This is a genomic window from Neobacillus drentensis (genome assembly GCF_021560175.1).
Lineage (GTDB): Bacteria > Bacillota > Bacilli > Bacillales > Cytobacillaceae > Neobacillus > Neobacillus drentensis_A.
In genome coordinates this window covers 5,869,116-5,882,094 of the sequence record NZ_CP091110.1, presented here as the reverse complement: position 1 = coordinate 5,882,094, position 12,979 = coordinate 5,869,116, and the positions used below count along the sequence as shown (strand labels likewise).

Genomic DNA, 12,979 nt, shown 5'->3' with positions numbered 1-12,979 from the left:
CTTATTTGCTACATTCTGCCTGAATTGTTTTTGACCAGGGCATGTATTGATCTAAAATATCAGGGTTTTGATGGAATTTGAGATTCGGTAGATCTGTCAAAAGTTCCTTTATATATTCATAGAAATCAATGCCGTTACTCTTGGTCGTCTCTGCGATACTCAAACAGAAGGCATTCGCTTTTGCACCGGCTTCACTAACACTAAAGAGCCAATTTTTCCTTCCTATGACGTGGATGGATGGCATTTTCTGCTGGATTATTATCAATTTCAATGCGTCCATCTTTCAGAAATGTTCTGAGCCCATTTGCCCTGTTCAATGTGTATTCGGCTGCTTTCGCGAGGACATTTTTCCCGTAGAATGGTGACGATTCAACCTATCCCAAGAATTTATCTGCAATCGGCTTAGAGTATTTTTGGCGTTTTTTTCTACGCTTACTCGGAGACAAATGTTTAAATTTCCTTTCGAGTCGATATAAATCATCGCAAAATCCCAAACCAATTTGCCATGTTTGCTGTCCGCTTTTAGCCAATAACGACGAACATGCGCCCAACAATATCCACAAACGTTCCAGAAAAAACTTCAATGAAACCTTCAAGGACAGATTGAGCCCGTGATAATGCGCTATGAAAGAGAGTTATAGGCGGTCCTTGGTATGGGACACTTCGACACACCCAATTATAAGTATTGGTTTGACCAGATTTCCTATCAAATCGGTGGAGGATTTGTCCATCGATATGTAAAAGCGATTTATCCATCATCAAATTTTTAAATCTCTCTTAAATAGGCAATAACCAATCGTGAGATGCACGAATGACCCAATTCGAAAGGTTCTTATCATTGGTATTGAGGCCAAAACGATCCCACCTTCGAGGAGCCAGCGAAGCTCCTGTTGAGAAAGATTGCGTACTTCATTTTCAACTTTTGATCATTGGAGTTTGCCTTTATCCAATCGTTTATAAAGCATGGCGAAACCATCACCGTCAAAATATAAACATTTATAGCGATCTTTACTCCATCCTGAAATTAAGAAAATGGAATCGCCATATGGATCAAGTTCGAAAGAATCTGGAAGTAGTGTTGCCAGGCCATCGATTCCTTTTCTCAAGTCCGTTTTACCACATGTAATATAAATGTTTTTCACATTTGTATAATCGTGTTTCACAAATCTTTCAACTCCTTCATGATCGTTTAGATGATGTGCTCATCTACGTCATTAATGAGGAAATTTCAACATTGCCGGTTTTGATCATGCAAGTCGGGGTTGAGGAAGTGATTGCTCGATTTTTTGAAGAGGTATTTTCGTTTTCGGTATGTAATGTAACCGGACAATGGTTAGTTTTTGTTGCGGCATATGAAAAGCACCTCCCTTAAATTGATACATTCATAGTACCAGGAGGCGCTGCGTGTTTATATGCGTTGTTTGATTGGGGGCCTACAATTAATATAATAAATTTACAGTTCCTGACTTGTCTTTAAATTTCAATTTTCCATCTGCCAAATCTATGAATATTGAATTGTTTTGGGCATTAGTCGCAGCCAAAGTACTCGGATAAAAAGCCCCGTCAATTCGTGGAACGTTTAATAGCCTGCTATTGATCGGTTTTGCAAAATTAGGATTAATAATTGTAATTCTTGACCCACTATCTTCGGTTGTAGATGTAAGTGAAAAAGATGTAGCACTATTAGGTGAACTATCCTGGCAGTTTGATAATAAAATTTGATTCGAGTTTTGAATATCCATAAAAGATGGATAAAATCCACTTGCACCAGAGTTATTAGAAACAGAACGAAAACTTAGAACATCGATGCCTGTTGCATTTATTAGGAGTATTGCTTCTCTTCCGTTGCCTTCTCCACCACAGGAATAAAGGCCGACTTGATTCCCATTTTTAACTACATAACCGTAATGAGCATTACTATCGGCTCCACATGAATATAAACTACAATATGTCCCTTGAATGTTAAAGCCGAAATTTGTACATGCATTAGCATAACAATTATATAAACTCGTTGATGTACTGGCAGGACTCAAATAGAATCCTGTACCTGCACCAACAACGACAATATTGCTCCATTTTGAACCAATAAGGGATTCTCCTGTACCTATACCGTTCCCTGTGGTTTTCGTATTCAAAATAATATTTTCAATATTGATTCTTCGACAATTTCCTGCTAGAGAAATATCATTACCGCTTCCTGTTTGTGTGCCATACAAATAAAAGTCTTTTAGGTTTACGTCACTGGCATCATTCATATAGATTCCAGCATTCTCTCCTGTGATTGCTGTAAAATCTAAAATAGTAGGCTGTCCATTTGTTGGTTTTTTCCCTCCCCCTAAAATGGTTGTACCATCATAAACATTAACAGTAGTAGAAAATTTGTAAGTTCCTTTGGGGAAAAATACCGTTCCGCCCGTATTTTGAATCGAATTAAATATAGCCTGTACATCTGTCATGTTTTCAGATGCCCCATCACCCTTTAGTGCATTCAATGGAGATGGTGGATATAAAACATTGATAAACATACTATTTAGTTGAGCCGCCTTATTGGCCAATTGTGAATCCGGATTTTTTTGTAATCGCATAAATCCACTATCTTTTTTAAATAAGAATGCAGTCAAAAAAGATAGAATCCCCAAAAATAGCCCATATACGAAGTTCCTTCTACCATAATCACTTTGCATGTTTTCATTGGAAAGGGATGGTTTTTTCTTCATGAATCTGCCTCCGAAGGTAATTTTTAAAAGTGGAAATTTAATCTAAATCCTTCAAGCTGTTTCTTCTGACTTTCTAGTCTTGTTTGTGCCATCCACTCACAAGACGTCCCCAATATCTTTTCACTTTACTGTGATCACTTGGTTAGAACATTTCTTGAAACGTGTTTGGGCCGGTGCTTAACCAGCAATGGTTTGCCAATAAAATGCATAGAAACCTGCTAAATATACCACCTCGAAGAGCCTGCTGTTCCTGAATCCTCATTCTTGATGATCTTTGAACATCATGTTGGATATCGACCTGGAGTGATTTTTTTGATAAAAATTTAACTTAACAGCATACAGACCATTACAACAATCAGTACAAATTTCTGTATCTTTTTCTTTTTCCAGATAAGCCTAATGCAACAGGTGAAAACTCAATTGAGACACCCACCCAGACGCCATATAAAGTTGCAAAAAATGAACTAATGATAATCGAATTACAAATTTTTCCAAGATACTACTTTCCTAAGCTGGAGGCCATACTAAACAATAAAGGAACTAAGCATAACCCATATTCCCTGTTGCTGCGTTCCTTCTCCTACAAGAGATAACGCGGAGGAGTGTAATGTGGATCAACCTATTAGGAGTAAAAATAAAATCAACAGTTTTTAAAATTAGGTGATTTGAAAATTGGTTTTTTTTCCTTTATTCATATAGAGATAAGGTGCAAATGAACCAGCCGGGAATGCATCCGATAAAATAATAGGCTTTTGCATTTACATAGTAATAGTTTTCACCCATGGATAAATGAGAAAGGGATAAAAAATAAAAAAGCTTTAAATTATAAAATGATAAGTTTTTTTAATCCATGCCATAAGATTCCTCATTCAATTTGATTTTTCCTAGTATATCAGTATATCATATTAACTTTGAAAAACATCGGGATATTGGAACACACAACAACCAAACCCGGAACTAATTTATCATCTAATGGAGGGTCGAATCAATTATTTCTTCATAACAAGTGATTATTCATTAAACGTCCGGTATTTGTTCTTATTGGATACGAAATACAATTACATTGAGATGTCTCCATCGCTTCCTTTAAATTTCCAGTCTCTATTAGAAATAACATTTACTATCTCCCTATATAATTTTTGCTTTTTACTTCAGAATTACGGACTAATCAGAGAGGAAAGCAACTTTCTGTCATCGGCCAATGTTTCCCTAATAACTCATATTGTTTGATCAGTAACGGAAGTGTATAATTTATTAATAGAAAGAACGAAATTATTGAATCTTTCCCTATTTGTACTCAAAGGTGAGCAGCTATTAACGGCAGTAAGATTCATGGCTTTGTAGAATAAGAATTTGATAAAGGAAAGGCTGAAAAATTTGAAAATAGCAGTAGCTGGAACTGGTTACGTGGGTTTAGTAACCAGTGTCTGTCTGGCGGAGAAAGGACATTTTGTCACTAGTGTGTGGAATTAGTAATATTTTAATGTTTCTGATTATTATAGAACTAGTATAATAGTTACTTGATGGACTAATTATTTAACAAAAATTTTTTTTAAATATAATACAATTTATATGATTTCCTAACTATTTAATAAAACATGGAGATGTAATGACAATGAGAGTAACAATCGCTGGAACAGGCTATGTAGGATTATCGAATGCAATTCTTTTAGCACAAAATAATGAAGTAATAGCTTTAGATATCATTCAAGAAAAAGTAGATATGATCAATAATAGGAAATCTCCTATAATTGATCATGATATTGAAGAATATTTAGCATCAAAAGAGCTAAATTTAACTGCCACTACAGATAACTATAAGGCATTTAAAGATGCTGAATATGTGATTATTTCTACTCCGACTAACTATGATCCTGAAATGAACTATTTTAACACAAGATCTGTTGAAGCGGTTATTGCAAATGTATTATCCATTAATCCGGATGCGATTATGGTGATTAAATCAACAGTCCCTGTAGGTTATACAGAAAAGGTAAGAGAGAAGTTTGAAACAGATAATATTATTTTTTCGCCGGAGTTTTTAAGAGAGGGTAAAGCCCTTTATGATAATCTGTTTCCGTCAAGAATTATCGTAGGAGAACAATCCGAACGAGCAAAGGTATTTGCTGATTTGCTACTGAAGGGTGCAAAGAAAGAAAATATCCATGTCCTTTTTACAAATTCAACAGAGGCAGAGGCAATTAAACTATTTGCAAATACTTATCTTGCAATGAGAGTTGCGTTTTTTAATGAGTTAGATTCCTATGCTGAAGTTAGAGGATTAAATACGAAGCAAATCATCGATGGAGTAGGGCTTGATCCTCGAATTGGTAATCATTATAATAATCCTTCCTTTGGTTATGGGGGCTACTGCTTACCTAAAGATACAAAGCAGTTATTAGCGAATTACTCAGATGTTCCTAATAATATTATGTCATCAATTGTGGATGCGAATCGAACCAGAAAAGATCACATTGCGGATATGATTATTAAAAGGAGTCCAAAGATTGTTGGGATTTACCGACTTACAATGAAAATGGACTCAGATAACTTTAGGCAGTCAGCTATTCAAGGGGTTATGAAGCGTATTAAGGCGAAAGGCATTGAAGTAGTTGTATACGAGCCGGCCCTTCATGAAGATCAATTCTTTAATTCAAGAGTTATAAATGATTTTGAAGAGTTTAAGAAGATATCTGATGTGATTGTTGCTAACAGATTATCTGAAGATTTACATGAGGTAAAGGATAAGGTTTACACTAGGGACTTGTTTAGTAGGGACTAGACAATGGTTATCCTAATAGGAGGGGGGAGGGTATAGGTCTTCTCCCTTCTTTATTATTTTCGAGGTGAAGTGTTTTTGAAGACCATTGCTTATTATATTTCTGATTATGGATATGGACATGCTTCAAGAAGTATTGCGGTTATAAGGAATCTTCTAAAGGACCCGGAAGTGAACATTATTGTCTCGCATTCCTTTGCGCAGTCTTTTATTAAGGAACCCCTAAATTCTATTCGTGTAAGTTACCGCGACAAAAAGACAGATGTGGGTTACTTCTTAGTAGAGGATTCAATCCAGCCCGATAGAGTAAGATTATTGGAGGAATATAAAAACTTCGTTTGTAATTGGGATGAGAAGGTTGAGCAGGAGCAAGGGTTCCTTCAGGTGAATAAGGTTGATTTGGTGGTTTCCGATATTTCACCGCTGCCATTTGAAGCTGCTCAACGGTTAGGGATTCCTTCTATTGGTCTATCTAATTTTACTTGGTATACTGCCTATCAAGGCTTAATTGAAGATAGAGAGTTACATTCGTTTAAAACGGCCTATCAAAAAATGACCTATTTCTTATCTTTGGCTTGCAGCAATGAAAAGTGGAACGTCACAACAAATGAATATGGCTTATATTCAAGGGAAGTAGATTTAAAAGAGGTTGTACGAATTAGAAAATTAGTAAATCTAAATGGTTATAAGCACGTTATCTTCTTAGGACTTGGAATGAAAATAGATGTTGATTCATTAGAGGAGTTGCCTATTTGGGACAGCCCTGATTGTGTCTTTATCGTATCTTCCAATGTTCAGGTAAACCGTGCTAATGTTTTTCAAATTCCTAGAGATTATCTGGAATCACAAAACTATATTGCGGCATCAGATCTAGTTATTTCAAAGGCAGGTTGGGGAATGGTTAGGCCATTAATGCCAGTGTACCTCTTTTAATCCTTAATCGACCTTCCATGGAAGAAGATCAAAACACCATCAATTATTACCATTGATTGGGACCAGTTTAAGTCTTTTCGGTTGGACGAATTCTTTATGAATAATATTACAAAAGAAATTAACGTGAATAGCAAATTAAATAATCATGAGGCAGATAAGATAGTCGCAGATATATTGCAAATAATGAATATTTCTACATCTTAGACAAGGGGGAACCAATTTTGACTTGGTTACATAATGCAGAAAAATGGCTTTCATTTGAAAATTTAGAACATGACTTAAAAGATACCTTACTTAAAATAGAGAGCAATAAAAGATTATTAGAAGATCATTTCTATAAACATTTAGAATTTGGTACCGGTGGTATGCGTGGAGAGTTAGGACCTGGTATTACCGTTTAAATATCTATACTATTCGTAGAGCAGCTGAGGGATTGGCTAAGTATATCGCTGAACAAGGGGAGGAAGCAAAACAGCGTGGCGTTGTGATTGCGTATGACTCTCGCCATAAGTCTCCTGAATTCGCGTTAGAAGTAGCCAAAACGGTAGGCAATTATGGAATTAAGGCTTATGTATTTGTTGAACTTCGTCCAACACCAGTATTGTCCTTTGCAGTTAGATACTTACATGCCTTTTCAGGAGTAGTCATTACCGACAGTCATAATCCAACTGAATACAATGGTTTTAAAGTGTATGGAAAAGACGGCGGCCAACTTCCTCCAGAAGCAGCTGATACTATTATTAAATATGTGAACGCTGTTGAAAATGAATTAACAGTTGAAGCAGCAGAAGAGCAGACCCTTCTTTCCACTGGATTATTAGCTTACGTTGGAGAAGAGATCGACAATGCTTATGTAAAGTCACTTCAATTGAATTCTGAAGTGGTAGCTAATGTCGCAAATGATTTAAAAATTGTTTATTCTTCATTACATGGAACAGGAAATAAACCTGTTCGTGCTGGGCTAAAGGCGTTTGGATTTGAACATATTACGGGAGTAAAGGAGCAAGAGCTACCTGATGCCAATTTTTCAACTGTTAAGTCACCGAACCCAGAAGAGCATGCCACATTTGAAATCGCTATAAAATATGGTGAAGAAATTGGCGCAAACATTCTAATGGCGACTGATCCTGATGCGGACCGGTTAGGTGTAGCAGTAAAGAACCATTCTGGTGAATATGTGGTGCTTACAGGGAACCAAATGGGCGACTTAATGCTGGAGTATCTACTATCTCAAAAACAAGCCAAAGGCTTACTTCCTGAAAATGGTGTGGTCATCAAAACCATTGTTACCTCTGAAATTGGCCGTGCAATTGTTCAGTCTTATGGCATTGAGCAATGGATACTCTAACAGGTTTCAAATTCATCGGTAAAAAGAACAATGAGTTTGAACAAACGGGTCAGCATACCTTCTTATTTGGCTATGAGGAGAGTTATGGTTATCTGATCGGCGATTTTGTGCGTGATAAGGATGCTGTTCAGTCGGCCATTTTTGCTGCCGAAGTTGCTGCAATGGAGGACTATGCCACTTCTGTAAGAAAAGCAGGTGGATTGGAAAGTAAGATTAACTTGTCGTCGTCAAATGTATTGAAGTACTTTTTATCGGATGGTTCATGGTTCTGTCTGCGCCCATCTGGAACAGAGCCTAAGGCGAAATTTTACTTTGGGGTAAAAGGTGACTCAATGGAACACAGCCAGGAGAAGTTAGCTGCTATTCAAACTGCTGTGATGAATATGGTAAATGTTAGATTAGCTGCAAGGGTATAATCCCTTCAATCCTTTATAATGGAATGCGCTACTAATTAACACCCTTGCCTTACAGAACCAGTGGTAAGTCCCCTTCTCAGATAAAGTTTTTGCACGTTAAAGTGCGATGGATAAGGGAAAGTCTTTCTATCCTATGGGTTGGAACCATCGAAAGTCATTTCAGTTGTAAGATAGTATCGGATACTTGTAATAATAGTGTCTTGGTTAAATAATGCACTAGAGATGCTTTCTTTCGTATAATAGTTTAGAAAGAGATTTAGAAGAAACGTTGCTTAACATCGAAAACAATAAAAATTGGTCAGGAAGAAAGTCTTTAAACACAAGAAATTGGTGCAGGCGGAAGTGTGAAGATCCCAGAACGGATATTATCTATCAATCGACACGGAGCCCATGGTTCACGTACAAATGGATTAACAATTCAAAATAATAAGTCTCATATTATAGCAGACCATGTACTTGCGGTTAAAAGTTTGAATCGACCTAACTTAAGCCCTCCAGCATAATCTCATAAGAAATTTTGGTCCCTAGTTGACTTTGCTGTAGATGCCAAATGATGCAGAATTAGGTAACCAAGCTCTTGGCGTAACGAGGGGCAGATAAACTAGTTGTTAATTACAGTAGGTTCATTTATAAATAAGTAAATCAGATTAGATTAGGAGGAATTTTGTTAATGAAAGGTATAATTTTAGCAGGTGGAAGCGGAACACGTCTCTATCCATTGACGATGGTCACAAGTAAACAACTACTACCAATTTATGATAAACCAATGATCTTTTATCCACTATCAACTTTAATGCTTGCAGGGATTCGTGAAATACTGATCATATCAACTCCAGAGGATACACCACGTTTTGAAGCATTACTCGGTGATGGTTCACAATTTGGTATTTCGCTACAATATAAAGTACAAGAGAGTCCAGACGGGCTGGCACAGGCTTTTATTATTGGTGAAGAGTTTATTGGTAATGACTCCGTTGCTATGATCCTAGGAGATAATATCTATTATGGCTCTGGTATGCGGAAGATTCTCCAAAAAGCAGCTCAAAAAGAAAGCGGAGCGACTGTTTTTGGCTACCATGTTCAAGATCCTGAGAGATTTGGTGTGGTCGAATTCGATGAGATAGGAAAAGTGTTAAGCGTAGAGGAAAAGCCAGAGTTTCCAAAGTCTAATTACGCGATAACTGGTTTATACTTTTATGATAATCGGATTGTTGAAATTGCAAAAAATGTGAAACGATCTCCTCGTGGGGAATTAGAAATTACTTCAGTTAATGAAGCTTATTTGAAGATGGGTGAACTGGAGGTAGAGCTCCTTGGACGCGGCTTTACTTGGCTAGATACAGGTACACATCAAAGTTTAGTAGAGGCTACGAATTTTGTTAAAACGATTGAAGAACATCAAGGAATTAAAATCGCCGCTCTTGAAGAAATTGCTTATATTAATGGTTGGATTGGAAAAGAACAACTTCTGGAATCAGGAGAAAGGTTTTCTAAGACAGGATATGGTCAGTATCTGCTAAAGGTAGCAAATGGCGGAATAAAATATTAATAATGCCTATGACGACCTTTTTACAAATTTGGCATGATTTCTTATTAAAATACTTTTTAGCATTACAACATGAGGTGAAATAATGAATAGGAAAAAGATTCTAGTAACAGGCGGAGCAGGTTTCATTGGCGGGAACTTTGTTCAATTTATGGTAAATAAGTACCCTAATTATGATATTTATAATTTAGATTTATTAACCTATGCGGGGGATTTAACCAAGCATCGTGAAATCGAAAACAATAATAACTATCATTTTGTAAAGGCAGATATCGCTGATCGCAAAGCCATCATGGCACTTTTTGAAAAAGAAAAGTTTGATTATGTAGCCCATTTTGCTGCAGAAAGCCATGTGGATCGCTCGATTACTGATCCTGAGATTTTTGTGAAAACAAATGTTTTAGGAACGCAAGTATTACTAGATGCTGCGAAGAAAATTGGTGTGACTAAATTTGTTAATGTTTCTACAGATGAAGTCTATGGGGAGCTAGATTTTGATCCGACAACCTTCTTTACAGAGGATACTCCCTTACAGCCAAATAGTCCGTATAGTGCAAGTAAGGCATCATCTGACTTGCTAGTTAGAGCCTATCATGAAACATTTGGCCTACCTATCAATATCACACGTTGCTCTAATAATTATGGACCGCTCCATTTTCCGGAAAAGTTAATTCCGTTAACGATCTCTCGCGTATTGAATGAGGAAAAGGTACCCGTTTATGGTGATGGAAAGAATATTAGAGATTGGCTTCATGTTCAAGATCATTGTGCAGCAATCGACTTGGTCCTACATGAAGGTGTAACGGGTGAAGTTTATAATGTCGGCGGGCATAATGAACGGACTAATCTAGAAGTAGTTAAAACAATTATTAATACATTAGGAAAGTCTGAGAACCTAATTGAATTTGTTGCAGACCGTTTAGGTCATGATAAGCGATATGCCATCGATCCTACTAAATTAGAGAAGTTAGGCTGGAAACCAACCTATACGTTTGAAACAGGAATTGCTCAAACCATTCAATGGTATATGGATAATAAGTGGTGGTGGGAGCAAATTATCAGTGGAGAATATCAGAATTACTTTAAGAAGCAATATACATTGAATTAGATAGTTTTATGGATTCAAATAAATGAATATGCGTTATTTTCCAAGAAAGGTATAATAAAATATGCACCCTTGTCTTTTGGAGGCAAGGGTGCATATTTCATTATACATTGTGGAGACAGTTTTATGATTAACAGAAAGTCATTGTGCCTTACCAATTTGGATTTACCAATGTTCTAATTCGTTCAACCTCTTTTAAATCTACTTCCCTAAGCATGTTATTTTCTTAAGACTTGGAAATCCACAACCCATTTTTTTCTGGGTTGTGGATTTTTTTACTTATTGCTCATCGAAGTTTTGATGGCACGTTGACAAACCCCTTATTCTATTCGTAGCGTTCAGAATAATAACAGCTGGATTAAACCAATTGTATGTATTTTTTCATTGCTCTTTGGCCAAATTTTGATTCTTTAAGAGCTTTTATTTCTAACATGGTAGGAACGTATTTACTGCTACTATATTCTCTATCTATTAATTTATTAAACGGAAAATTAAATCTCTCTGTTCCAATCCCGTACAGATGAGGATTTATTAATCCTATCACATAATCAAATTTCTTATTAATTGCATATATCGAGATAAATTTAAGGCCTCTAACAATCGTTTTAATGAACCCTGATATTCACTTTTAATAACAAACTTATCTAATTCCATTACTTTTTTGTTTTGAAGAATGGAAAAATGATGAAAAGGGAAATATTCATTAACAGGAGAACAATTAAAATAATATGGATTAAATTCAAAACAACCTATATCTTCACCTGAGTTTGACCGGAAAATAAATCTTTCAATCCCTTTAGTATGATTCTAATTCATATCCATTCTCAATCTATACTGGAAGCCATATATCACAGTATCTTTCTAAATCTTTTTGTGTCTGAATCTTTACAAAATCCACCAAAATTTTCCTTTTTTATTGTTAATATTGTAATATATTAACATATAAGGTAAGGTTTTTGTAGGTATTTCGACTGACGGAATTCTTTGTTGTGAGCTTTCTCTCTGTCTATTTACCCAATTTTGTATTTTTATATCTATTTTAGTAACTATTTTCTTTCCAAAGGTAAAGCCAAAGATAAACAAAAGGATGATAAACACCGTAAAACCATCTAATTTTTGAAATTGAATAAAATCCAATATGCCGATCGTTAGATGTGGTACATATCCGGTTATCACTGCAATGGCCCCAAAAATGTAAAACTGAATTATAGATTTTAACCAGTACCTTGCATATAACATGTAAAAAGTAGTTAACCAGGCCGTTATTTCACAAATAATCAAAATTTTCCATTTGTACTCTATTAATAATTGAATAATTGCTTTCACCACTGTATCAAATTAGAAATTTAAGGTTCAGACTTTAAGCTCTTTACCATCGCAAATAATTACCATCAATCTTAGAAAAAATAGTTAAATGAGTATATGTATATTTTACTATATATTCCTATTTATAGGTGAAATTTCAAATCCTATGATTAAAGGCCCTCATTCAACCCGAGCCAGATGTGCTGTGGTTAAGCTATATTAACACTAGTAAAGCAATGGAAGATACAATGAAGAGAAAAGCCGAAGAGGAAGTAAAAAGCGAAATAGAAAATAAGAAAATGTTAAAGGACTGAAAAAAGTAAATCTAGGAGAAGATAGGCCAACCTTTTACGAAAGGCATTGAAAAATAAAGCGAAACTGTTGTAATAAGCCCATAAGGGTAATGGGTTCAGTCCCTCACTACTTTATTGTTGTGAGGGCTGAACCCAATTTGTTATTCGTCTTTTTCATCTCGAAATAGATCATCAATTAAACCAAGGTCTTCTATTTCTTTATAAAGCTCAGATCCATCCATTCCTAGGGCTTGTGCAATTTTTTCAAAGAGCGGTAGGCTTGGCATGCTCTTTCCCGTTTCAATATTACTAATCGCTTTTCTTGTTTTCTTACATCTAAATGCCAGTTCATCCTGAGACATTTTCATAGAACGCCTTTTCTGTACTATTAATTCTCCGATGGACGATATATCATGTTCTTTCATGGGAAATTCCCCTTTTACCCCAATTACATAATTAGGGGAGAGGAATTCACACGTAGTAAACTACTCGAAAGTTGGTATAAGGAAAAATATGAAAGGATCTTGTTAATCTTTC

Annotated in this window: 8 protein-coding genes and 3 pseudogenes; 7 read left to right on the top strand and 4 right to left on the bottom strand. The window is 35.8% G+C overall.

The annotated features are described in order from the left end of the window. Window position 1: 1 nt before the first annotated feature. Together L1999_RS29935 and tnpB are read right to left on the bottom strand one after the other, a co-directional pair. Window positions 2-870 (bottom strand): annotated as a pseudogene (locus L1999_RS29935) (IS66 family transposase); the annotation flags it as partial. 56 nt (window positions 871-926) lie between these two features. Beyond that, window positions 927-1,163, bottom strand: coding sequence for an IS66 family insertion sequence element accessory protein TnpB (gene tnpB / locus L1999_RS27720; RefSeq protein WP_235741472.1), 237 nt, complete (start codon window positions 1,161-1,163; stop codon window positions 927-929). On the opposite strand from tnpB, the gene L1999_RS27715 reads away from it, so the two are divergent. Continuing rightward, a complete protein-coding gene (locus tag L1999_RS27715) occupies window positions 1,145-1,372 on the top strand; it encodes a hypothetical protein (RefSeq protein ID WP_235741471.1) in 228 nt (75 codons plus the stop codon). The genes tnpB and L1999_RS27715 overlap by 19 nt on opposite strands. A gap of 67 nt (window positions 1,373-1,439) precedes the next feature. Here the strand turns inward: L1999_RS27715 and L1999_RS27710 are convergent, their stop codons facing one another. Beyond that, on the bottom strand, window positions 1,440-2,717 hold the full coding sequence (locus tag L1999_RS27710; protein ID WP_235741470.1) for a glycosyl hydrolase family 28-related protein: 1,278 nt from the start codon (window positions 2,715-2,717) through the stop codon (window positions 1,440-1,442). 1,377 nt (window positions 2,718-4,094) lie between these two features. On the opposite strand from L1999_RS27710, the pseudogene L1999_RS27705 reads away from it, so the two are divergent. The 6 genes and pseudogenes from L1999_RS27705 to rfbB all read left to right on the top strand — a co-directional run. Further along, window positions 4,095-4,181 (top strand): annotated as a pseudogene (locus L1999_RS27705) (hypothetical protein); the annotation flags it as partial. 151 nt (window positions 4,182-4,332) lie between these two features. After that, on the top strand, window positions 4,333-5,499 hold the full coding sequence (locus L1999_RS27700; RefSeq protein WP_235744483.1) for a nucleotide sugar dehydrogenase: 1,167 nt from the start codon (window positions 4,333-4,335) through the stop codon (window positions 5,497-5,499). A 75-nt stretch (window positions 5,500-5,574) separates the two neighbouring features. Continuing rightward, complete coding sequence (locus tag L1999_RS27695; protein WP_235741469.1) at window positions 5,575-6,429, top strand: glycosyltransferase family protein; 855 nt, start codon at window positions 5,575-5,577, stop codon at window positions 6,427-6,429. Between the two features lie 221 nt (window positions 6,430-6,650). Then, a pseudogene (locus tag L1999_RS27690) lies at window positions 6,651-8,193 on the top strand (phospho-sugar mutase). Between the two features lie 670 nt (window positions 8,194-8,863). Next, complete coding sequence (gene rfbA / locus L1999_RS27685; RefSeq protein WP_235741468.1) at window positions 8,864-9,742, top strand: glucose-1-phosphate thymidylyltransferase RfbA; 879 nt, start codon at window positions 8,864-8,866, stop codon at window positions 9,740-9,742. Between the two features lie 82 nt (window positions 9,743-9,824). Next, window positions 9,825-10,847: a dTDP-glucose 4,6-dehydratase gene (gene rfbB, locus L1999_RS27680; RefSeq protein ID WP_235741467.1), complete on the top strand. Its 1,023-nt coding sequence runs from the start codon at window positions 9,825-9,827 to the stop codon at window positions 10,845-10,847. 1,756 nt (window positions 10,848-12,603) lie between these two features. On the opposite strand, the gene L1999_RS27675 is transcribed toward rfbB, so the two are convergent. Then, window positions 12,604-12,867, bottom strand: coding sequence for a helix-turn-helix domain-containing protein (locus L1999_RS27675; RefSeq protein ID WP_235741466.1), 264 nt, complete (start codon window positions 12,865-12,867; stop codon window positions 12,604-12,606). Between the last annotated feature and the right edge of the window lie 112 nt (window positions 12,868-12,979).

Excerpts from the sequence above, each read along its gene's own strand:
- L1999_RS27675 (WP_235741466.1), bottom strand. The coding sequence starts at position 12,867 with ATGAAAGAACATGATATATCGTCCATCGGAGAATTAATAGTACAGAAA.
- L1999_RS27700 (WP_235744483.1), top strand. The coding sequence starts at position 4,333 with ATGAGAGTAACAATCGCTGGAACAGGCTATGTAGGATTATCGAATGCA.
- rfbB (WP_235741467.1), top strand. The coding sequence starts at position 9,825 with ATGAATAGGAAAAAGATTCTAGTAACAGGCGGAGCAGGTTTCATTGGC.
- rfbA (WP_235741468.1), top strand. The coding sequence starts at position 8,864 with ATGAAAGGTATAATTTTAGCAGGTGGAAGCGGAACACGTCTCTATCCA.
- L1999_RS27710 (WP_235741470.1), bottom strand. The coding sequence starts at position 2,717 with ATGAAGAAAAAACCATCCCTTTCCAATGAAAACATGCAAAGTGATTAT.